The organism is Streptomyces sp. NBC_01445, from assembly GCF_035918235.1.
Classification (GTDB): Bacteria; Actinomycetota; Actinomycetes; order Streptomycetales; family Streptomycetaceae; genus Streptomyces.
In genome coordinates this window covers 371,952-393,177 of record NZ_CP109485.1, presented here as the reverse complement: position 1 = coordinate 393,177, position 21,226 = coordinate 371,952, and the positions used below count along the sequence as shown (strand labels likewise).

General features: G+C 68.4%; 16 protein-coding genes and 5 pseudogenes. 10 read left to right on the top strand and 11 right to left on the bottom strand.

All coding sequences use genetic code 11. The annotated features are described in order from the left end of the window. Positions 1–281 precede the first annotated feature (281 nt). Positions 282–599 (bottom strand): annotated as a pseudogene (locus OG574_RS02060) (VOC family protein); the annotation flags it as partial. Positions 600–983: 384 nt separating this feature from the next. Between OG574_RS02060 and OG574_RS02055 the strand changes: the two are divergent. The 3 genes and pseudogenes from OG574_RS02055 to OG574_RS02045 all read left to right on the top strand — a co-directional run bounded on the left by OG574_RS02055 (position 984) and on the right by OG574_RS02045 (position 3,690). After that, positions 984–1,913, top strand: a complete 930-nt coding sequence (locus tag OG574_RS02055; protein ID WP_326771553.1) for a COG4705 family protein — start codon at positions 984–986, stop codon at positions 1,911–1,913. Between the two features lie 264 nt (positions 1,914–2,177). Continuing rightward, a pseudogene (locus tag OG574_RS52615) lies at positions 2,178–2,676 on the top strand (transposase); the annotation flags it as partial. A 252-nt stretch (positions 2,677–2,928) separates the two neighbouring features. Next, positions 2,929–3,690 carry a quinone oxidoreductase family protein gene (locus OG574_RS02045; RefSeq protein ID WP_326771552.1) on the top strand — a complete coding sequence of 254 codons (762 nt, stop codon included), beginning with the start codon at positions 2,929–2,931 and terminating at the stop codon, positions 3,688–3,690. Between the two features lie 63 nt (positions 3,691–3,753). On the opposite strand, the gene OG574_RS02040 is transcribed toward OG574_RS02045, so the two are convergent. The 3 genes from OG574_RS02040 to OG574_RS02030 form a co-directional block, all read right to left on the bottom strand. Then, positions 3,754–4,566, bottom strand: coding sequence for a class I SAM-dependent methyltransferase (locus OG574_RS02040; RefSeq protein ID WP_326778329.1), 813 nt, complete (start codon positions 4,564–4,566; stop codon positions 3,754–3,756). Positions 4,567–4,594: 28 nt separating this feature from the next. Beyond that, on the bottom strand, positions 4,595–5,068 hold the full coding sequence (locus OG574_RS02035) for a hypothetical protein (RefSeq protein ID WP_326771551.1): 474 nt from the start codon (positions 5,066–5,068) through the stop codon (positions 4,595–4,597). Positions 5,069–5,160: 92 nt separating this feature from the next. Then, entirely contained in the window at positions 5,161–5,781 is a 621-nt protein-coding gene (locus OG574_RS02030) for a hypothetical protein (protein ID WP_326771550.1), read from the bottom strand. 322 nt (positions 5,782–6,103) lie between these two features. Between OG574_RS02030 and istB the strand changes: the two are divergent. Continuing rightward, positions 6,104–6,755, top strand: a pseudogene (istB, locus tag OG574_RS02025) (IS21-like element helper ATPase IstB); the annotation flags it as partial. A 195-nt stretch (positions 6,756–6,950) separates the two neighbouring features. Here the strand turns inward: istB and OG574_RS02020 are convergent. Next, positions 6,951–7,835 (bottom strand): alpha/beta fold hydrolase, encoded by an 885-nt coding sequence (locus OG574_RS02020; protein ID WP_326771549.1) that lies wholly within the window; start codon positions 7,833–7,835, stop codon positions 6,951–6,953. 89 nt (positions 7,836–7,924) lie between these two features. Between OG574_RS02020 and OG574_RS02015 the strand changes: the two genes are divergently transcribed. From OG574_RS02015 to OG574_RS02000, 4 genes are all read left to right on the top strand, one after another. After that, on the top strand, positions 7,925–8,407 hold the full coding sequence (locus OG574_RS02015) for a MarR family winged helix-turn-helix transcriptional regulator (protein ID WP_326771548.1): 483 nt from the start codon (positions 7,925–7,927) through the stop codon (positions 8,405–8,407). A gap of 98 nt (positions 8,408–8,505) precedes the next feature. Then, on the top strand, positions 8,506–8,754 hold the full coding sequence (locus tag OG574_RS02010) for a recombinase family protein (RefSeq protein ID WP_326771547.1): 249 nt from the start codon (positions 8,506–8,508) through the stop codon (positions 8,752–8,754). Positions 8,755–9,148: 394 nt separating this feature from the next. Then, positions 9,149–9,589 carry a hypothetical protein gene (locus OG574_RS02005; RefSeq protein ID WP_326771546.1) on the top strand — a complete coding sequence of 147 codons (441 nt, stop codon included), beginning with the start codon at positions 9,149–9,151 and terminating at the stop codon, positions 9,587–9,589. Between the two features lie 231 nt (positions 9,590–9,820). After that, a complete protein-coding gene (locus tag OG574_RS02000) occupies positions 9,821–10,807 on the top strand; it encodes an NAD-dependent epimerase/dehydratase family protein (protein ID WP_326778328.1) in 987 nt (328 codons plus the stop codon). A gap of 108 nt (positions 10,808–10,915) precedes the next feature. Here OG574_RS02000 and OG574_RS01995 read toward each other — a convergent pair whose 3' ends face one another. Next, positions 10,916–12,163, bottom strand: coding sequence for an IS701 family transposase (locus tag OG574_RS01995; RefSeq protein WP_442816789.1), 1,248 nt, complete (start codon positions 12,161–12,163; stop codon positions 10,916–10,918). 74 nt (positions 12,164–12,237) lie between these two features. Between OG574_RS01995 and OG574_RS01990 the strand changes: the two are divergent. Together OG574_RS01990 and OG574_RS52610 are read left to right on the top strand one after the other, a co-directional pair. Then, a pseudogene (locus tag OG574_RS01990) lies at positions 12,238–12,713 on the top strand (phage/plasmid primase, P4 family); the annotation flags it as partial. Positions 12,714–12,924: 211 nt separating this feature from the next. Next, a pseudogene (locus OG574_RS52610) lies at positions 12,925–13,122 on the top strand (DUF6009 family protein); the annotation flags it as partial. Between the two features lie 254 nt (positions 13,123–13,376). On the opposite strand, the gene OG574_RS01980 reads toward OG574_RS52610, so the two are convergent. The 5 genes from OG574_RS01980 to OG574_RS01960 all read right to left on the bottom strand — a co-directional run bounded on the left by OG574_RS01980 (position 13,377) and on the right by OG574_RS01960 (position 21,225). Beyond that, complete coding sequence (locus OG574_RS01980) at positions 13,377–14,297, bottom strand: NADP-dependent oxidoreductase (protein ID WP_326771545.1); 921 nt, start codon at positions 14,295–14,297, stop codon at positions 13,377–13,379. A gap of 396 nt (positions 14,298–14,693) precedes the next feature. Beyond that, positions 14,694–16,724: an RICIN domain-containing protein gene (locus OG574_RS01975; protein ID WP_326771544.1), complete on the bottom strand. Its 2,031-nt coding sequence runs from the start codon at positions 16,722–16,724 to the stop codon at positions 14,694–14,696. Between the two features lie 58 nt (positions 16,725–16,782). Then, on the bottom strand, positions 16,783–18,831 hold the full coding sequence (locus OG574_RS01970; RefSeq protein ID WP_326771543.1) for a beta-galactosidase: 2,049 nt from the start codon (positions 18,829–18,831) through the stop codon (positions 16,783–16,785). Positions 18,832–18,885: 54 nt separating this feature from the next. After that, positions 18,886–20,226: an ABC transporter substrate-binding protein gene (locus OG574_RS01965; protein ID WP_326778327.1), complete on the bottom strand. Its 1,341-nt coding sequence runs from the start codon at positions 20,224–20,226 to the stop codon at positions 18,886–18,888. Positions 20,227–20,292: 66 nt separating this feature from the next. After that, positions 20,293–21,225, bottom strand: coding sequence for a carbohydrate ABC transporter permease (locus OG574_RS01960; RefSeq protein ID WP_326715284.1), 933 nt, complete (start codon positions 21,223–21,225; stop codon positions 20,293–20,295). Between the last annotated feature and the right edge of the window lies 1 nt (position 21,226).

Genomic DNA, 21,226 nt, shown 5'->3' with positions numbered 1-21,226 from the left:
AGTTCTACGGTTCTCCAGACACTCAGATGTGTCTCACCTACTGGTGCCGTCGTTTCAGGAGCTTGCTCGCGAGGGTGGCCGCGGGAGTTCGGGCGCGTTCTTCGTCGTACACATGACGGTGTGCGACCCGCTCCAGGTGAAGGCGCACGGTACGTTACGCGGGGTTCTGTCCTTGGTGACGTAGGCCAGGCGGGTCACGTCACGGGCCAGCAGCTCCTGGCTGATCGGGCGGTTCAGAACCTCGATGATCTCGTTCGGCTGCGTGGTTCGGTTTCTCCTTCTCAGTGCAGTTGCTCGGCCAGTCCGACGATGATGCCCTCCGGGCCGCGGAGGTAGCGGAGCAGATAGCTGTCCTCGAACCGGGCGATCTCGCCGACGAGTTCGGAGCCGTGAGGGCGCAGGCGGGCAACGGTGTCCTTGATGTCGTCGACGGCGAACATGACGCGGTGCGTGCCCAGAATGTTGTGCGGCCCGTTGCGCAGCCCGGTGCTGATCACCGCGGGGCTGCGGTACTTCGCCAGCTCGAGCCGGTTGTGACCGTCCGGGGTCCGGACCATCGCGATGTCACAGCGGACGCCGTCGAGTCCGGTGCACTGGTTCTTCCTCGTGCGGCCGGTGGCACGCTCTCGACATCCACAGACCGCCGAACTCCGAAAAATCTGGATCGCGCCTCAGCACCGCTACAGCAGGCCCGCGAGCCAGGGCGCCACCACCGAGGTGAGCGCGGCGCAGGTGACCACACCCAGCCGACCGGTGACGGCGGAATCAGCCTGGGCTCGGCCGTCACCAGTGCGCAGCTCCTGACGTCTCGGCTTGGTCGTCTACCTGGCCGTGACCTGAAAAGACGCGACGGAGCCGAACACGTAAGGTCACTGAACGGCTACACATCGTTTCAGGATGTGTTCAGGCGATCACTGCGAGCGTCGGACACTGCGGCAGCCGTCGTCGAGCGGCTGCCTTCCCTCACAGAACCAGGAGTGTCCGTGGAGAATTCGGAAGTCATCCCCGACCTCGACGTTGCGAGCACGCATCAGTCGGCCGTGACCACGGCCAAGTCGGTGATGAAGAAGCTGCCCGAGGCCACCCTGGCCTTCTGGATCATGAAGGTGGCCGCGACGACTCTGGGCGAGACGGCAGGTGACCTCTTCGCGCAGACCTTGAAGATCGGTTACTTCCTCACCACGCTCGCCCTGTTCCTGCTCTTCGTGGTGACCCTGGTCGTTCAGCTGCGCTCCCGCCGCTACAACCCGTTCTTCTACTGGACCGTGATCCTTTCGACCAGCATGGCCGGCACCACCATGTCCGACTTCATGAACCGTGATGCCAGCGCGAAGTTCCTCTCGGGCGGCACCACTTCACTGGGCTGGGGCCCGCAGGGCCTGGGCCTGGGCTATCCGACCGGTGCGGCGATCCTGATCTCGATCCTGGTGGTCATCTTCGCGATCTGGAAGCTGACCGGCATGACCTTCCAGATCCGCGACATCGTCACCTTCCGCGGCGAGGCTCTGTTCTGGTCGGCGATCCTGGTCTCGAACACCCTCGGTACCTCGATGGGCGACTTCCTCTCCGACAGCTCGGGCCTCGGCTACGCCGGCGGCGCGGCGCTCGTGACCGGTGTTCTGCTGGTGCTGGTGGCCCTGATGTGGGTGCCCGCGGTGCCGAACGTGCTGCTCTTCTGGATCGCCTTCGTGCTGACCCGTCCGCTCGGCGCCACCGCCGGTGACTTCCTCACCAAGCCGGTCACCAAGGGCGGCCTCGACCTCGGTACGGCGGGTTCGTCGGCGGTGCTGCTGGCGGTCCTGATCGGTCTGATGGGATACGCCTACTTCCAGGAGCGCCGCAGCTTCTCCCCGTCGCCGTCGGTGCTTCCGGTGACCGGCGAGCGTGATCGGGTCACCCGGCGGGAAGGCTGACCGCGGACCGTGCCGTGCAGGTCAGGCAGGTGCCCCGTGGGCGTTGCGGGCGACGGCTTGGAATGAGGGCTCGGGTTGGGCCGTTGCGACCCGGGCAGGTGTGCCGGACGCCCGGTGGAAGCGGCGAAGGGAGAGGGCGTACTGGTGGCGGGGACGGCGACCAGGGTCCGCCGACGCCGTTCGGTCCGAGCAGGGAGAAGACTGTTCCTTCGCAGAGGGCCTGTGCGGTGAGTGGTGTGACTCTTGAGCCGTATGCGGCAGTTGATGACTGACGTGGGAGTGACATCAAGGCCGTGGAGGCCGCCGTGGACGCGTCGGACCCTGCGGATGACGGGGTGGTCGGCGAGCTGGTGACGCGGGCCCAGGCCGCTGGGGGTGCAGCTGACCGGGGAGGGTGGTCTGCTGGCCGAGGTGACCCGGCGGGTGTTGGAGTCCGCTCTGGAGGGCGAGGTCACCGATCACGCGGGCCATGCGCCCGGGGAGCGGGCCGAGGGCGGGCGGGAGAACTACCGCAACGGCCACCGGTCCATGACGGTGACCACCGAGGCCGGGCCGGTGGAGATTGAGGCGATGCGGGACCGGGCCGGGACGTTCGAACCGGAGCTGGTCAACAAGCGGCAGCTGCGTCTGGGCGGGGTGGACGAGATGGTCCTGTCGCTGTCGGCGGAATGGGCTCACACAGGGGGAGATCTCCACGCATCAGGCCGGGGTGTACGGCACCGAGATCTCCAAGTCCACGATCTCCACGATCACCGGCAACGTCGGCGGCATGTAGCTGATGTGCCGGATCGCCAAAGGCGCTCTTTCAGTACGCCTCGGTGGAGGCCGGAGAGAGGACCACTTTCCCGGACGCGGCATTGTGCGGCGACGCGCTCTTCCTCGGAGTCCGGTTCACCGAGGACGTCTCTTTCACCGGCGCCGGCTTCGCCAAGCGCCTGGCGGGCCCCGTTGTCTGCGGCGGTCTGGTGGACCTGGCCCGGTCCGTGCTCCGTGCTCCGACACGGATACGGTGCGCATGGCAGTTGTCGGACGGACCACAGCAGGCCGACGAGTCCTCGGCTACGTATCGCAGGGTGGTTACGCCGCGAAGACGGTCGTGGCCGACCGCGACCTGATCGTCCTGCCCGATGCAGTGAGCGCGGGCGAAGCGCTGGCCGTCCTCGTACAGGGGGTGACGGCATGGCATCTCCTACGATCTGTCGCACGTATCAGGCCCGGTGAGACCGTGGTGGTCCATGCCGCTGCGGGCGGCACCGGCAGTCTCCTCGTCCAGTTGGCCCGGCAATTCGGCGCAGGACGAGTCATCGCCACCGCATCGTCGAAGGACAAGCGCGCCCTTGCCCTTGGACTGGGGGCGGATGCTGCGATCGACGGCGACGCGGAGGGGTACCGTGAGCGCGTCCTCGACGCCAATCAGGGACGCCCGGTCGACATCGTCCTGGATGCCATCGGCGGACCCGTCCTCGACTCCGCACTGGACACACTCGGATATCTCTGCCGACTGGTGACCTACGGCACCTCGTCCGGACAACCCGCCACCGCGATCGCGCCCAGCCGGCTTGCGGTGGACACCATCACCGTCGCCGGCTTCTGGCTCGTCCCCCTCATCGCCCGGCACGGAGCCGCCGGCACAGCGCTGAACGAACTGCTCGACCTCACAGCACACCACCGCCTGCGGCCACTGGTCGGCGCGGAGTACGACCTGGGGCGAGCCCGCGACGCGCACGAGGACCTGCTCGGCCGCCGCACGAAGGGGAAACTGATCCTGCGCCCTTAACTTGCTACGAGACCGGGACGACCTCCGGCGGCGCGACTACACAGCTTCCATCCGGGAGGCGCTCTACCGGCGAACCGCCGAGATCAGTCCGCCGGGCCGCTCCTCGCGCTGCGGCGGGGTGCTGATCGGGCGGCCGTAGACGGCAGCGCGCTCGCGAAGGGTGTGGCTGTCTGCCTCCCAGCCGTGCCCGACCAGCCAGCCCACCGGGTCGTCGGGCATCTCCGAGACCCACATGGACGCCGCCGATCCCGGCGCGGCGTCCGCGCCGAAGCGCTCGATCACGCCCCGCGAGCCCAATGTCAGCCCCATCCGACTGCCTGCCGCCGACTGCGTGCTGATCCGGGCCAACAGTAGCTCCACCGCGTCCTCGGGCAGATAGATCAGTAGTCCTTCGGCGATCCACACGGTCGGCACCGCCGGGTCGTGCCCTGCGGCAGCCAGCGCGCCTGGCCAGTCCTCACGCAGATCCACCGCGACGGTGATCCGCTCGCAACGTGCGACGGCCCGCTCCTGGCGCAGCACCGAAGCCTTGAAGTCCAGTGGCGCGGCGGTGTCGACCTCGAACAGCCGGGTGCCCTCGGGCCAGTCCATCCGGAAGGCCCGGCTGTCCATGCCGGCGCCGAGCAGCACGACCTGCCGGACCCCGGACGCGGAGGCCTGCTGCAACAGGTCGTCGAGGAACTTCGTCCTGATGACGATGGAGAACGACACGGCCAGCCGGCGGCGTCGCGCGGCCTCGTCATCGGGCGGCGGCGAGGAGGGCCACAGGCCGCCGGCGGTGGCGAAGGCCTGTGCCAGTGGGTCGCGGAACAGCGCGTTCTCCCGCTCGCTCTCCAGCGCCCGCACCCTGGCCACCCCCACCGCCGTGGCCCACACACCTGACGGCTGCACCCGCTCCTGCTCATCAGTCACCGCGCCAGCCTAGATGATCGATTCCAAGGGGCCTGATGAGGGGAGCCAGGTTCATGCGTGGCCAGCCAGTCATGTGCGCCAGCAGCGAAGAGAGAACTGCCGTGCCCCGCGACGTGAAACTCGTGTCGATCACCTCAAGGTTGCCCCACGGTGTCGTGCCGGCGGACACCACCTCTCCCGACCTGCTGTCGTAGCGCACCTTCACGGTGTCCGTGCTCTCGTCACCCGCAGGTCGGCCGGAGCACTCGACGTAGCTTCCCCCTCGGCTTCCGCCTTCGGACTGGCACTGTGAAAGACGGACCCGGACTTCGTCTCCGGCCAGTCCCAGCCGCACGAGACCCTGAGCCCCGGACCAGGCGGTTGCCCCCATAGGCAGCAAGGCGATCAGGCTCCAGGTGGCAACTGCCACACCTCCCTTGCGCGTCGTGGAGTGAGCATGGCGCTCCAGGATCAGAAGCAGGTACACAGCTGCGGACGTTCCTCCGGACGCAGCATCTCAACGCACAACAGCCGTCCCCGCACCGCGAACAAAGCGGTGCGGGGACGGCTGTTCTTGCGTCAGCGCAGTTTGTTCACCGCGGTGACCGTCGTCTTCTTGAAGGCGGCCACCCGGGCGTCGGCGAAGGAGCCCATCTGCCCCCACTGGACGACGGTGACGACGTTCCCGTCACGGCCGACCGAGAACAGATTGATGTCGGACGCGCCCCACGTCGTCGTCGTGTGCACCCCGTACACATACGCGCCTTCCTCCACGGCGAGGCGCCCGTAGTTCTTCTGCTTCGCGCTGGTCTCGGGATCCTGCTCCATCACCTTCTTCGCGCACCCGGCGAGGTCCTTGCGCAGCAGCGCTGCGAATGCCTTGGCACGCACGACACTGCGCTCGACGACCGTCACCTGCAGCGCGCCGGTGTCGTAGTCGGTGCGGTACGTGCGGTGCACCGAGGTCGACGGCAGTGCCTCGCCCACACACATGGGCAGCGGGTCCGGCTGCCCGGCCGTGACCGGGCCGGCGAACCAGGCGGACGCCGGGTGCGGCGGCAACTCGGACGGTGCCAAAAAGCGCGGGGTACCGGCCGCGGCGGCCGGTGTCGTCAGCGCGGCGGCGCCCGACGCGGCAGCCACCAGGGCGGCCAGGGCCGGCAGTACCCGGCGCATCCGGGTGCGTGTACGGATCATCATGGTCAGTTCCCCCGTGTCGTCGTCTTCGCTGGTCTGCGGGGCGATCGCCCTCACCGCATACGACCCGCGGCGCTGCCCACCCGTTGTCCGCGCCCGTGTCACAGCTTTGTCACCGGCGGCCGGGCATGGGCCACCCGGCTGCATTTCGAAGGCGGGCGCGGTTGAGGACCCCGACGAAGGTGGTGCGCCGCGAGGTCTGTCGCACGACGGAGAGGACTGCGCCGGTGGCCGTCAGGAAGGAGACTGCCGTCATCACCGTGCGCGCGTGCCGGCACAACAGACTCTGTGGCAGGGGTGCTTGGCCCTGCGTGGCGATGCGGATTTCCTCGCTGAGCTGCTGATGGCCGAGTGCGAGGACCGCGACCGCCGTCGGGCCGAACGCCGTATCCGTGCCGCGCATTTTCCCCGTGAGAAGTCCCTGCGCGACTTCGACTACCGTGCGAACCCCAACGTCGATCCGGCCGTCATCCACAACCTCGCCACCTGCGACTGGATTGCCAAGGGCTACCCGCTGTGTCTGATCGGGGACTCTGGCACCGGAATGTCGCACCTGCTCATCGGCTTGGGAACTGCGGCCGCCATGGCTGGCTACCGCGTCCGCTGCACCACCACCGCCGTCGCCCTGGTGAATGAGCTCGTCGAAGCCGCCGACGACAAGCAGCTTGGCAAGACCATTGCCCATCGGCCGCTACGGGCGTGTCGACCTTCTCGAAATCGATGAGCTCGGCTATCTCGAACTCGACTGCCGCGGTGCCGCGGTGCTCTTCCAGGTGCTGACCGAGCAGGACGAGAAGAACAGCATCGCCATCGCCTCCAACGAGGCGTTCAACGGCTGGTCCAAAACGTTCACAGATCCGCGGCTCCGCGCAGCGATCGTGGACCAGCTCACCTTCCACGCCACCCTCATCGAGACCGGCACCGAGTCCTACCGACTGGCCCGCACCAAAGCAAACAAGACCATCGCGACCAAGTAGCAGATGATTGCCGACTGTTAGGGATAGGAGGTGGTGCGGGCGACGTGGGCATGAGACAAGCGCGGCGAAGGTGCACCGTTGAAAGTTGAGCGAACTGGGCGGAGACGCCTTCCGCGGCATGTACTTCCCGCGCTCTGTGTGATCGTTTCCCGGGCCTTGCTCGGTCGGGTGTCAGTGATCGTGGACCGGCCCGCGTTACCCCAGGTTGTCGAGCTTCCTGTAGAAGGACAGGAGGCCGTCTGCGAGCCTGCCGGGGGCTTCCATCGCCGCATAGTGGCCGATCCCGTCGAGGGAGAGGGTGCTGACGTCCTCGGCGACCTGGCGCATTGTCGTCGGGGTGAACTCTCCCGATCTGCCGCCGACGGCGAGCACGGGCGTGGTGAGTTTCCGGGATGCCAGTTGGCGGATTTCGTCGCCTTCGCGGAGCATCGATCGGTACAGTCCGGCCGCGCCGTTGAACGCGTCGGGTCGTGCGTAGGAGCGGGCGAGTTCATCGATGTCGTCGTCGGTGAACGCGTCGGGGGTCACGCAGAGCGATGGGATCGCGTACTGCGCGAGGAATGCCCGTTCTCGTCCGGTGAGCAGCATTTCGGGGATGCCCCGGGCGGCGAGCACGCCGATGTGCCAGGCGCCGCCGTGGGCGACGTCCGCGAGTGTTTCGACACCGAATCCGGGCAGCCCGGTCTCGATGGCCGCATGGCTTCGCACGAGGTCGGGGCGTGTGGCGGTGACGCGGAACGCGGTGGGGCCGCTGATGTCCTGGCTCGTGAGGTGGACGGGGCCCGCGTCGAGCCGCTCGATCAGTTCACTCAGGTCCTGGGCCGCGATCACGCTGTCGTGCGCTGTGGTCGCGGTGGCGGAGTCGCCGAAGCCGCGAAGGTCGGGGGCGAATACGCGGTGGTGCTCGCTGAGTAGGGGGATCAGCTTGTGGAAGACCCACCAGGTCTCAGGGAAGCCGTGGACCAGCATGACGGGAGAGCCGGTGGTCCCGGCCGATATGTAGTGCAGTTCGGTCCCGTTCAGGCTGACATGGTGGTGTTCGACGCCCGGGATGGTGGCGCCGCCGGTAATGGGGTCCATCGTTCTCCTGGATTCGATCGACAACATAGTTGTCAATCTACAGGTCGACAACATGGTTGTCGACTTTCTTTTCTCGTATGCTTCGTGGCATGGCACGCTCACCGGGCGCTGAACTCGCGCTGCTGCTTCTCGGCGGCTTCCAGTCGATGGTGGACGACGTGCACGGCGAACTGGCGCATCGCGGGCACCCGGGCGTGCGCGCATCGCATGAGTTCGCCCTGCGCGCCGTCGACGACGGAGCGGACACGGCCTCGGAGCTCGGCCGCCGGCTCTCGGTCTCCAAACAGGGCGCTGCTAGGACGATCGCCGCACTGGAGAAGCTCGGATACGTCGAGCGGGAGCCCGACCCGGGCGACGGCCGCCTCAAACGGCTGCGGGTCACCGACCGCGGCCACGACATGATGACGCTCGGCGCCTCGCTCTTCGACGATGTGCGCGAGCGCTGGGCGGCGCAGATGGGGCCCGAGCAACTCGAGGCCCTTGAAGCACACCTGGCCCGGCTGGTTGTGAGTCGGCCGTCGAACGTTGAAGCCGCGGCACGGCTCAATGAGGATCTCGGCGAGGTCAGTTGAGGACGACCGATCGCCGGACGGCACCGGCCGACCCGAGGTGACAACCGTCGGCGGGATTCGAACGATTCGCGGACACCGGCGGCGGTCCCTCCGTGCGAATGAAGTGCAGGCCAGCCTGGCTGTCGAAGCTCGACCGTCGGATCGCTGCGCTGACGGCGGCCGGGTGCATTCGCGCGTTCGCGGACAGGAAGTCCGGCAAGAACATCGAGCGCGAAGAGCTGTGGAAGGCGCTCGACTACCTGCGCTCCGGCGACACGTTGGTCGTGGCCTGCTGGACCGGCTCGGCGAAGCCTCAAAACCGTGGCGGGAGTAGGCCGGGATCGCTCGGGGGCTGGAGTGCGCAGTGACCCGCCATCCCGATGATCACCTCGCCGCGGGCCAGCACCTTGCAGCGATGCGAAGACGTGTTCTCCCGTGCCCAGGTGGCGAAGTGCCGCACGAACTCTTCGCGTCCGGTGACGGGGACACCTTCGTTTCAAGAACCCACTGCCGTCGAAGCGCGGCAACGACGTCCAGTTCGTCAGGTTCGGCCGGACGGATAGTGAAGTTGTTGTCCACCCGCGCATTGCGCTGTCATCTCGTCGGCGTCCTCATCCGCGCCGATGGGACCCCTCGCAGCCGTCACCACGTTCCCACTTTCACCGTCCAAGTGGTCCCAGCTCAAATCGCCCTGCGTGGCCACTTCACGCCGCCTGATCTTCGCGAACGCCACTCAAGCTGGGGCCAGTTGGAGTCGCCTCGGTGGGGCCGCTGAACGCCGCCCTGGCCAGTCATGTCGGTGTGCGGGTCCGGGTTCGCTATCTGCCGTACTACGACGGCACGGTGGAGGTGTTCGCCGCCGTGGGGGATGGGCGGCATCTGGGCACCGCCTGTCTCGCCGAGGCTGCCACTCCCGGCCAGCAGCGCGCCCTGGCCGCGGTCCGCACGCACAAGGCCCGGGCCCTGAAAGCTGATCTGAAGGCAGCGGACCGGCTGCGCCGCACCAGCTGTTCCGCCACCACCGGTCCCACCACTCCGGGCCGCCGGCGCACGCCGACCGCAGAGGAGGTGCAGGCGGAGATCGACCGTGCACACGACGATCTGCGAGCCCGTGCGCTGCCAGACCTGATTCCGCCCCGCGAGCCGCCCTCCTCCTGCCCGCCCTCGCAAGAGCCCTGTGCCCGCCACCGATCTGCCCGTTGACCCGGATTGCGAAGACGAGGAGTGATGCACCATCGCCAGTACTGGTGAAGAGGTGTTGTTCTGACCGTGCGCTATTCGGTAGCGCCGAAAGCCCGTCCGTGAACCCCTCTCGTGGTGCCAGTGGAGCGGTTGACGTATAAGGAAGATGATTTGGGCAGATGTGGGCTCTGCCCACAGCAGAAGCCTCTTGGCGTGATCGGGCCGCGCTGATTGAGTTCCGCCATGGAGCGCATGGAGATCCTTGTTCTCGGCGGTACGGCCTGGCTGGGGCGTGAAGTGTCCCGGCAGGCCCTCGACCGCGGCCACCACGTGACGTGCCTGGCTCGTGGCGACAGCGGGCCCGTGGCGGAAGGCGCGCGCCTGGTGGCCGCGGATCGGCGCAACCCCGCCGCGTACGCGTCCCTGCCCAGCCGGAAATGGGACGCTGTGCTTGAGGTGTCCTGGCAGCCCGGCTTCGTACGGAACGCAGTTGCGGCCCTGGGCGCGCGGGCACGTCACTGGATCTACGTCTCCTCGGTCAGCGCATACGCCTCCCACGGCGAGCCCGGCGCGGGCGAGTCCGCCGCCCTGCTGCCCGCCACAGACCACGAAGAGGTCGACCGTGACCGGTACGGCGAGGCCAAGTCCGCCTGCGAAACGCTCACCCAGACGGCCCTGGCCGACCGCCTCCTGATCGCACGCGCCGGACTCATCGGCGGGCCCGGAGACCACAGCGACCGCTCCGGCTACTGGGTCGCCCGTGCCGCCCGTGCCCCCCAGGCGCCGCTACTTGTCCCCGACACCCCGAAAGCCCCGACGCAGACCATCGACGCGCGCGACCTGGCGGCCTGGCTCCTCGACGCTGCAGAACACCGAGTCACAGGCACGTACAACGCGGTTGGCCCGACTATGCCCTTCGCCGAGTGGATCGAGCTGTCCCGCAGCGTCGGCGGACACACCGGACCGGTCATCACGGTGGCGTCCCAGCAGCTCCTCGCGCACGGAGTGGGCCAGTACATGGGCCCCGACTCACTGCCCATGTGGGTGGTCGAACCAGGATGGGAGGGTTGGGCGGCGCGCGACGGATCTGCCGCCACTTCCGCGGGCCTGCGCCACCGCTCCCGCATCGACCTCCTTGCCGACACACTGCGATGGGAACGCGAGCAGGGACTGCATCGGCCACGCCGCGCGGGCCTCGCCCCGGACAGAGAGCGTGAACTCTTGGCGTCCTTCGGATAAGAACCCGTCCTTAGTACTCCAGTCAGATTTGGTGTCCTGAGCTGGGTCTTTTCCGGTAGTGGCATCGTTGGGCGATGGCTTGGTGGTGTCTGCGCCAGTGGGACCATCTCAGGGCATGCTGACGCTGGTTGAGTTCGGGTCTGGGGTGGGGCAGCAGAGTGTCCAGGAGCCGTCGGATTTCTGCCACGGTGAGGGAGACGAGGCTGGTCGGTTCGTTTCTGCGGTTTCCCGGTGGGCCTCTTGGACAGCCAGGGCGGTCAGGAAGGCATGCGCGAGCATGGCCAGGGTGATGTGCCGATACCAGCCCGGATAGCGGCGGACCTCGTACTCGTCCAGGCCGCACTCGTTCTTCGCGGCCTGGAAGCATTCCTCGACTGCCCACCGGCTACCGGCGATCCGGGCGAGTTCGTCGATCTCGATGCCGACGGGTGCGTGGGCAAGGTAGTAGGCAATCTCGGTGGGGTCGGACAGGCTGCGACGGGCCAGCACCCAGCGATTATGGGTCGGCGGATCTGGGTCGAAAATGATGTTGGCGGGCAGTTTCGCCGCGGCCCAGTCATAGACGCGCGGGCCCTTCGCCCCGTCACCGCAGGACAGCCGCTGCCAGGCATCGGCGGGGGCTTCGTCGATGAGCTGGTCGATGCGCCAGCAGCCGGCTAGGGACTTGATCTGCTGGGACTTGGGCACTGCAACCACGTAACCGAGGCCGAGCTGCTCGAGCAGGCGGCGGAAGTTCCAGTCCTGCCCATAAGCCTCGTCCGCGGTCACCCAGGCGGCCGGGAGGCCCGCGGCCAGGCAGCGGCGCACGATCTCCCGGGCCAGCTCGCCCTTGGTGGCGAAGCCGCGTTCATCAGGGATTTTTGCTGCCCGGCACCGCTCGCGGTCGGAGGTCCAGGCTTTCGGTAGGTAGAGCTCCCGGTCCACCAGGGCCCGGCCGCGGGCGGTGGCGTAGGCGGCGAACACGCCGATCTGGCAGTTGTCGATCTTCCCTGAGGTGCCGGTGTACTGCCGGCCCACCCCGGCCGAGGTGGTGCCCTTCTTGACGAACCCGGTGTCATCGATGATCAGTACCCCGCCCGGGCCGAGCCGCTCGGCGACGTAGTCCCGCACGTCGTCGCGAACGGCATCGGCGTCCCAGCGGGCACCGTTCAGCAGGTGCTGCAGGCCCGCCGGATCACGGTGGCCGGCCCACTCGGCCAGCTGCCAGCCGTTCTTCCGCCCGACCGGCGCCATGAGTCCCCGCACGTAGTCACGCATCCGCCACCGCAGATCCGCCCGCCCGAACCGGCCCGCCACCCGAGCCAAAACCGACTCCAACTCGGCCTTCCAGCAATCGACTTCAGGTATCACGTCCATACCCGACCAACGACAAACAGCAGCTCAGGACACGAAATCTAACTGGAGTATTAGACCGGGTCCTATGTGGTCATCGTGCCACCACCGTCGCACCACAGAAGATGCCGATCCCGCGCTGGGACAGCTTCCTGCGCGGCACCTTCGGCAGCGACGACAAGGGACGCGAGACCACCCGCTTCCTGCACCTGCTGCTCGGCTATTTCATCACCGGCGACGTCGGCGCACAGATCCTGCCGTTCCTCTACGGCTCCGGTGCCTACGGCAAGTCCGTCCTGCTCGAAGTGACGATGCGGATTCACGGCTACTGCGCGAACGCCGCCCCGTCCGGATTCCTCATGGAGAAAGGCAAGTTCACCGAACACTCCACAGAGCTCACCGAGCTGCACGGCCGGCGCATCGTCGTAGCAGTGAGCTCAAGCCGAACGACAAGTTCAACGAGGACCGCGTCAAGCTGCTGACCGGTGGGGACACCATCACAGCCCGCCGCATGCGGCAGGACTTCTTCACCTTCACCCCCGCCCACAAGCCCTGGCTGCTGGGCAACCACCGTTCTGCCAAGCTCTACCCGGCCTGGCCCTGCTGCCCGACGACACCGAGGCAGGCACGAACTCGTGACACCACCAGGCACACTGGGACGCCCGGCAGCCCGAACCTACGAAAAATGACCGCTGGCAAGAGCAGCAGCGGAGCGGCTGCCCACGCCACAGCCGATCAAAGACCAGGACAGGCCGTCCACCGACTGCCCGAACACAGGAGGCCCGATGAGCGCGATGCCGCAAGAAGGCGATCTCGCCCTGGAGGCCGAGGTCGTGTGGCTCGAAGACCCCACCGATCTCGACTACGTCCGCCAGGCCCTCGACAAGGTCAGCACCCGCAAGGGCAAGCCCCGCTACGAGCGCGACGGCCGCCTCATCGGCTACACCAACCTCACCCCCAAGGCCACGCGCACCGCTGACAGTCGCCTGCGGGCACGCCGTACCTTCTACCTGCTGCCCCACGACCGACCCCACTGCCCCGACGACCCCGAGTGCCCCCACACGGTCGGTCGACTCACCACTCGAAGCCATCGACCCCCGCACCATCGCACGCGGAAAAGTCGGCCAGAAGACGGCGCGGTCACAGGGCACCCCAGACGCTGTCCCCGTCGGCTCCTGAGCTCCGGCCGCGCCGACCAGCGTTACGCCCGCCGCCCCTCGGCCACGGGGGGTCTCGCTCAGTCTTCAGCGACGCGGATGATTGTCTTTCCGGGGGTGCGCTTGTCCGGCGTGAACGCGGAGGCTGCCTCGGCGAGCGGCCGGACGGCGCCGACGATCGGCTTGAGGCTGCCGTCCCGCAGCCGCTGGGAGAGGTGGGCCAGGCGAGCCCGGTCGGGTTCGACGACGAAGAAGACGGCTCGTCCGTCGCGGGGGTGGACGGTGACCGGCTCGGCGATGGTGACCAGGGTGCCGCCGGGGCGGACCAGTGCGGTGGAGCGCTCGAGGATCTCACCGCCGATCACGTCAAGCACCACGTCGACCTCGCCGATGTCCTCCAGTTTCTCGGCCTGGAGGTCGACGAAGGCGTCCGCACCCAGGCCGAGGGCGGTGTCCCGGTCGCCGGCCCGGCCGGTGCCGATCACCCGGGCGCCGGCCTCGCGGGCCAGCTGCACGGCGATGGAGCCGACGCCGCCCGCGGCGCCGTGGATGAGTACGCTCTGGCCGGTGATCAGGTGGGCGTGGTCGAACAGGGCCTGCCAGGCGGTGAGCCCGGAGATCGGCAGCGCGGCGGCGGTGACGTGGTCGACATCGGCCGGAAGCGGGGCGAGGTTGCGGGCCTCGACTGCCGTGTACTGGGCCAGCGAGCCGTTGCGGGCCCAGTCGGTCAGACCGAACACACGCTGCCCGACCGTCAGGCCGGTGGTGCCGTAGCCGAGCTCGGTGACCACACCGGACAGCTCGTGGCCGGGCACGCTCGGGGTCCGGTCACGACCGGCCCGGTCGGTCCAGGTGCCCGGCCAGTCCAGCTCGCCCGGGGTGAACCCGGCGGCGTGGACCTCCACGATCACGTCGTTCTCAGCGGCGTGCGGGTGGGGCAGCTCGGAGAGGCTCAGGCCGCTGACACCGGCGTCGCGGTCCTGGACGGTGATGGCTTGCATGAGGGGTTCCTCTGAGTAGGGGGACGTTCAGGGAGCGGGCATCGCGCCTGGTGGGCGCAGGCATCGGCCCCGCAGGAGGCCGCCCGCCCACCGTGACCAATCCCAGCGCCGTCCGCCCCTGTCCGCCACCGCACACAGCGGCGGACGAAGGACGGCTGACAGGCGCCGTTGTAGTCACGCTTCCAACCCTAGGAGGGAAGCAGCCCAAACATCTGGGCCATTTGCATCCACTTTCAGTGGGCCATTTGCTAACTCCGGTTACCCACAGTCACGCTCCAGTACTACACCGCCCGGTTCCGCCTCGTGCCTCAACTCGCCGCTCGGGAGCAGGCGGTAACAGCGGACCCCGCGAGGGACGCGCTCCACGGCACGAGGCCGTGGGGCGCGCCGCGGTCCTCAGGACGTCACGTCGGTGACCTTCCACCGTTGATTGGAACCGGAGTTGGGCTGCCAGGTCCCGACGGGCGCGCCCTCGTGCGTGGCCTGTCCGCCGACCTCGAGGAGTCGGCCCGTACCGGCGTTGACGAGCGTGTACGTGCCGTCACCCGTCGTCGACAGGATCCACTGCGCGGCCGCGTCCCGCTCGTCAGTGTCGGGTTCGACGACCGGTGCACCGTCGCGGACGGCCAGCCTCCTGCCGTCGGTGGCGCTGGTGAAGACGTGCCGCCTGCGGTTCGCCGGTCCTTCACCGCTGATCTGCGCGAGCCGCCACCGCTGACCGGCCTTGCCCGTCTCCGACTCGATGACGAGTGTGCTGCCGTCGTCGGCGACAGCGAGGTCCTTGCCGCTCTGCACGCCGGTCAGCTCGTACGTTCGTCCCTTGCGCAGCGTCGCGGCGTCCTTCGTGACCCCGGACACGCCCTTGATCACGAACGTGGTCACCGACTGCGCGGGTACCGTGAAGGTGGCCGTACGGCCCGTCACCGCGACCGGCGTCTGCTCGGCCAGCTTGCCGTCCGTGCTGGTCACGACCGGGGTGACGGTCGCGCCCTGGCGTACGGTCGCGAACTTCGACAGGTCGAGCGTCACCGTGCGGGAGGACGTGGTGCTGTTGACGTGGACGACGGTGGCGCCGTTGCCGCCACGGGTGACGGCCGCGGTGCTGCTCGTGTCGTCGGTCTTGATGAGGTGGTCGCCGGGGCGGATGTAGTGGGTGAAGTTGCGGGCGGTGTCGAACTTCGTGTTCGTGTGGACCGGGCAGGTCTCCAGGGTGTCGTCGGGGCCGGCGCTGAAGGAGACCTGGATCTCGCCCCAGTTGCCTCCCTTGGCGGATTCCCCGCCGGGCTTCATGTTGTCCCAGTCCTCGACGGGCTGCCAGAACACCCAGGCGCTGGGCTCCAGTTCGCGCAGGTCGTCGACGATGTGCTGGGCGAGCCCGAGTCCGGGCCGCATGTCGGTGAAGGACTGGCCGTCGCCCCAGTCGCCCTCGACCTCGCTCATCCACAGCGGCTTGCCGTCGGCCTTGGCGAGGTCGCGGACGGAGGTCCGGCCGCCGGTGCCGTACGTGTGGACGTTCATCTGGGCGACGTGGCCCTTCACGTCGGCCGGGTAGCTGGTCCAGTTCGTGGTGAAGGTCGTCGGGTTGGTCTCGTCCATTGCTGAGACGACTGCCGTCGTCCGCGCCTTCTTGAGCGCGGCGTGCAGCGCGGGCACGATCTTCTGCTGGAGGGCGGGGCCGATGTGACAGCCCTCCTGACGGCCACCGGTCGGATTCCCGTCGGCGCCCAACTTCGTACCCCAGTAGCTGGTGTTGGGCTCGTTGCACGGGTCGACGGTCTTCACCTTGATGCCGTGCGCCTTCTCCAGGCGCCGCGTCGCCCCGGCCAGATAGGTGGCGAAGTCGTCGACGGACGCCTCCTTCAACTGGTCTTTCGACGCGTCGAAGCCGCCGGAGACGTAGCCGCTGACCGTCATGAAGTACGGCGGCGAGTTGGAGAACGTCTCCCAGTGGGTGATGTCCTTCTTGATCCGGTCCACCCACCAGCGCTGGGTGGCGTCGGCGTCCCCGTTCCAGTGGTCCCCGTTGTCGGGGTCCCACCAGTCGGTGTCGGTGCGGGTGGTGCCCTCGGGCGCCTTCCACCAGCCCTCGACGGCGCCGCCCGGCCTCAAGTAGGCCGGAACGTCGGGGGCGTTGCCGCCGCCTATGTTGTAGCGGGCGATGTTCAGGGCGAGGCCGTCACGGCCGAAGACGAGGTCGGCTATCCGCTCGCGGATCTCGTCCGGGTAGTGTCCGGTCGCGTTCGCGAACCAGACCAGGCTGGTGCCCCACCCCTCGAACCGCTCCTGCCGGTACGAGGGGTCGGGGGTGACCGTGACCGTCGCGCCGGCGGCCGCGGCGGCGAGCGGTGCGGCTGAGAGCTGGGTTCCTGCGGCCGCGGCCGTGGCCGCGGCGATGCCGATGAACCGTCTGCGGGTCAAGCGCGCCAACGTGTGCTCCTAATGTCGTGGTGTGGGTGGAGTGTCGGTGGTGCGAGAGCGGGTGGATTCAGGAGGCGGACTGCCGCAGGACGGCGACCTGGCGGGGCGCCAGGACGAGGCCGTCGCCCTCGGTACGCGGCGCGACGAGCACGTCACCGGTCAGACCCGGCAGCGCCACCTGCTCGTCGCTCCGGTTGACCAGGAACAGATAGCGGTGCTCGGCGTCGCGCCGCACGGCGTGCTCCACCAACCCCCGTGCGTGTTCGGGGAGTTCGCTGGTCACCCCGGCGGGCGCGAGCAGCTCGGGCAGCAGCACGGTCAGCCCGTCGGCGCCGAGCCGGGTAGACACATACGTGGCCGAGCCGCGGCCCGTGCCGCGCCGGGTGATGGCAGGGCGCGACGCGTACGTGCCGGTGTGGTAGCCCGCCAGGACCTCGACGTCCGTGCCGGTGACGGAGATCCGGTCGGTCCACAGGCTGCCGGTGGTGCCGTTGTCCAGGTCGACGGTGTCGCCGTCGAGCAGCGGCCCGAACTCCTCGATGCGGATGCCGAGGACGTCGCGCAGCGCGCCAGGATAGCCGCCGAGCCAGACGTGGTCGTTCTCGTCGACGATCGCGGAGAAGTACGTGGTGACGAGGTGGCCGCCGCCCTCGACGTACCGGGTGAGTTCCTTGGCGAGCGGCTGTGGCACCACGTGCAGGACGGGCGCGATGACGACGTCGTACGCGGACAGGTCGGTGCGGTGCGCGGGCACCACGTCGGCGCGGTGGCCGAGACGCAGCAGTGCCGAGTACCAGTCGAGGGCCTCGCGGTGGTAGTCGAGGCGGGAGGTGGGGTGGGAGTCCTGCTCGCCGGCCCACCAGGAGTCCCAGTCGAAGAGGATCGCCACACGGGCGGGTTCGCGCTCGCTGCCCGCGACGGGGGCGAGTGCGTCGAGGGTGCGGCCCAGCTCGACGACGGAGCGGAAGAGTTCACTGTCGGCTCCGGCGTGCGGGACCATCGCCGAGTGGTATTTCTCGGCTCCGGCCGCCGACTGGCGCCACTGGAAGAAGCAGACGGCGTCGGCGCCGTGCGCGACGTGCAGCAGCGAGTCGCGGGCCAGCTCTCCCGGGGTCTTCGGTGGGTTGACGGGCTGCCAGTTCACGGCGCTGGTGGAGTGCTCCATCAGGAACCAGGGGCGGTGTCCCGCGATACCGCTGCTGAGGTTGGCGGAGAAGGAGAGTTCGTCGCGGTCCTGCGGTCCGGGGGTGACGTAGTGGTCGTTGGCTACGAAGTCGACCTCGTCCGCCCAGTCCGCGTAGTCCATGCCCTTGGTGCCCGGCATCACCATGAAGTTGGTGGTGACCGGCGTGTCCGGGGTGAGCTCGCGCAGGATCCCTCGCTCGGCGAGCAGGTGGTCCTTGAGCGCGTCCGACGAGAAGCGCTTGAAGTCGAGCTGCTGGGTCGGGTTCGGGTGCGAGGCGGCGAGCCGCGGCGGCAGTAGCTGCTCCCAGTCGCTGTAGCGCTGGGACCAGAAGGCCGTCCCCCAGGCGTTGTTGAGGGCGTCGAGCGTGGTGTAGCGGCGGCGCAGCCAGGACCGGAAGGCGCGGGCGGCGTCGTCGGAGTAGTCGTAGACGTTGTGGCAGCCCAGCTCATTGTTGACGTGCCAGGCGACCAGGGCCGGGTGGTCGGCGTAGCGGGACGCGAGGCGGCGGACGAGGTTCAGGGCGTGCTCGCGGAAGACGGGCGAGGTGGGCCGCCAGTGCTGCCGGGCGCCCGGCCACAGTGTCTCGCCCCTCGCGGTCACCGGCAGGATCTCCGGGTGCGCGGTGGTGAGCCACGGCGGCGGCGACGCGGTGGCGGTGGCCAGGTCGACGCCGATGCCGCCCGCGTGCAGCAGGTCCATGATCTCGTCGAGCCAGCCGAAGTCCCAGGTGTCGGCGGTGGGTTGGAGCCGCGCCCAGGAGAAGATGGCGAGGGAGACGACGTTCACCCCGGCCTCACGCATGAGCCGGATGTCGTCCGCCCACACCTCCCGTGACCACTGCTCGGGGTTGTAGTCGGCTCCGTAGCCGAGGCGCCGGGCGCCGTCCGAGCCCTTCGCGTACGGGAAACGGGAGGTGAGGGGGGCGGTCATGCGCGTCCTTTCGGGGAGCGGTCTTCCACAGGTGCGGTCGCGGGAGGCGGCGGGCTACTTCTCGACGGTGAAGCCCTGCTCGGTGCCGTACTTGACGGACGCGTCCTGCCAGGACTTCAGCCCGGCGGTGAGCTTGGTCGAGGAGACGTACGCCTTGCCGACGGTGTCGTTGAAGATCGAGTTGGAGTACACCTGGTACGGCAGGTACTTCCAGTCGGTGGGCACACTCTTCGCGGACTCGGCGAAGACCTTGTTGGCCTTCTGGCCGCCGAAGTACGGGAACTCGGTGTTCTGGAACGACGAGGAGTTCAGGTCCTTCGTCGTCGCGGGGAACGCGCCGTTCTTGATGCGGGTCTGCACGCCCGCACCGGAGTTGGCGTACTCGACGAACGCGTAGGCGAGTTCCTTGTTCTTGCCGAGCTCGGGCAGCGCGAGTGAGCTGCCGCCGTTCTCGGAGCTGGTGTGCGCGCCCTTCTCCCACTGCGGCATGGGGGCGACGCGCCAGTCGCCGAAGGCGCCCTTCACGCCGGAGGCGAAGTTGGCGGGCATCCAGGCGCCGGTGGGCAGTGTGGCGATGGTTCCGTCGCCGAGGCCCTTGTACCAGTCATCAGTCCAGCCGGTGACGGGCGCGACGAGCTTCTCGTCGATCAGTTTCTGCCAGGTGTCGGTGTACTTCTTCGCGCCCGCGTCGGTGAAGTCGATGCCGACCTTGGTGCCGTCGACCTTGTACGGGTGCGAACCGGCCTGCCACAGCAGGCTGGTGGTCAGGCCCGCGTCGCCGGCGTCGCTGGTGATGTACGCCTTCGGGTCGGCCTTGTGCAGCTTGCGGGCGGCCTCGACGTACTCGTCCCAGGTCGTCGGGACGGCGATCTTGTACTTGTCGAAGACCTTCTTGTTGTAGAAGAGCGCCATCGGGCCGGAGTCCATGGGCAGGCCGTAGACGCCGGCGCCGGACTTCACCGAGTTCCACGGCCCGGGCGAGTACGAGTCCGCCAGCTTCTCGGCACCGTACGCCTTGAGGTCGGTGATCTGCTTCGTCAGGGCGTACTGGCCGAGCGCGTAGTACTCGATCTGCGCGACGTCCGGGACGCCCTTCTTCGCCGAGATCGCGTTCGACAGAGCCTTGTACTGGTCGTTGTTGGTGCCCGCGTTGACCAGCTTGATGTCGACCTTCGGGTACTTCTTCTCGAAGTCGGCGGCGACCCGCTTCAGTGTGGGCTCCCACGCCCACACCGTGACGGTGCCGCCCTTCTTCAGCGCCGACTGGATGTCGGCCGAACTGACCTGCTTGTCACTCGAGGCGTCGTTGTCGGAGCCGCCGCAGGCGGTGGCCCCGAGGGCGACGGCGCAGAGGAGACCTATGCCGCGCAGCAGGCGGCGGGAGTTCTTGGGCATGGGCATGGCTTCCACTTCTTCGTGGTCCAACAGAGGGTGTACGGGGCGTGAACTGCGGTGCTGCGCCTACTCCTTGACGCTTCCGGCGGAGAGCCCGGACTGCCAGTACTTCTGGAGCAGCAGGAAGGCGGCGATCAGCGGCACGATGGTGAGCAGTGAGCCGGTGAGCACCAGATGGGGTATGGCCTCGCCGCCGGCCGTCTGCGCCTGCTTGTTCCAGGAGTCCAGACCGAGCGTGAGCGGATACCAGTCGGGGTCCTTCAGCATGATCAACGGCAGGAAGTAGTTGTTCCAGGTCGCGACCGTGGTGAAGAGCAGGACGGTGACCGTGCCGGGCGCGAGCAGCGGCAGAGCGACCTGGAAGAAGGTGCGCAGCTCGCTCGCGCCGTCGATGCGGGCGGCCTCCATCAGCTCGGTGGGGATCGCCTCGGTGGCGAACACCCACATCAGATACAGGCCGAACGGCGAGATCAGCGACGGGATGATGACGGCCCACGGGGTGTCGGTGAGCCCCATCTTGCTGAACATCAGGAACGTGGGGACGGCAAGGGCCGTGCCCGGCACCGCGACCGCCCCGATGACGACGGCGAACACGGCGCGCTTGCCGGGGAAGGCGAACTTGGCGAGCGCGTATCCGCCGAGGACCGCGAGGAAGGTGGCGCCACCCGCGCCCACCACCACGTACAGGAGGGTGTTGAGGAGCCAGCGGCCGAAAACACCGTCCTGGTACGTGAAGGTCTCGCCGATGTTGTGCCAGAGGTCGAAGTTCCCGTCGAACCACAGGCCGAACGAACGGGCCAGGCCCTGCTGGGACTTGGTGGCACTGATCAGGAGCCACACCAGCGGCAGCAGACTGTAGACGAGGACGACTCCGGTGAGCACGGTCAGCAGGACGCTGCGACGGGGGCGGCCGGGTATCCGGCGGCGCGGCGAACGCAGGCGCGGGGCGTCGGACTTGAGCGGCGCCGTCGGCCGCACGGAGCCGGTGGTGGTGGTCATC

Coding starts and splice junctions, on each gene's coding strand:
- OG574_RS02030 (WP_326771550.1), bottom strand. CDS start 5,781: ATGATGATCCGTACACGCACCCGGATGCGCCGGGTACTGCCGGCCCTG.
- OG574_RS01995 (WP_442816789.1), bottom strand. CDS start 12,163: ATGGACGTGATACCTGAAGTCGATTGCTGGAAGGCCGAGTTGGAGTCG.
- OG574_RS01980 (WP_326771545.1), bottom strand. CDS start 14,297: ATGCAAGCCATCACCGTCCAGGACCGCGACGCCGGTGTCAGCGGCCTG.
- OG574_RS02020 (WP_326771549.1), bottom strand. CDS start 7,835: ATGGACCCCATTACCGGCGGCGCCACCATCCCGGGCGTCGAACACCAC.
- OG574_RS02000 (WP_326778328.1), top strand. CDS start 9,821: ATGGAGATCCTTGTTCTCGGCGGTACGGCCTGGCTGGGGCGTGAAGTG.
- OG574_RS01960 (WP_326715284.1), bottom strand. CDS start 21,225: ATGACCACCACCACCGGCTCCGTGCGGCCGACGGCGCCGCTCAAGTCC.
- OG574_RS01970 (WP_326771543.1), bottom strand. CDS start 18,831: ATGACCGCCCCCCTCACCTCCCGTTTCCCGTACGCGAAGGGCTCGGAC.
- OG574_RS02045 (WP_326771552.1), top strand. CDS start 2,929: ATGGCAGTTGTCGGACGGACCACAGCAGGCCGACGAGTCCTCGGCTAC.
- OG574_RS01965 (WP_326778327.1), bottom strand. CDS start 20,226: ATGCCCAAGAACTCCCGCCGCCTGCTGCGCGGCATAGGTCTCCTCTGC.
- OG574_RS02015 (WP_326771548.1), top strand. CDS start 7,925: ATGGCACGCTCACCGGGCGCTGAACTCGCGCTGCTGCTTCTCGGCGGC.
- OG574_RS02010 (WP_326771547.1), top strand. CDS start 8,506: ATGAAGTGCAGGCCAGCCTGGCTGTCGAAGCTCGACCGTCGGATCGCT.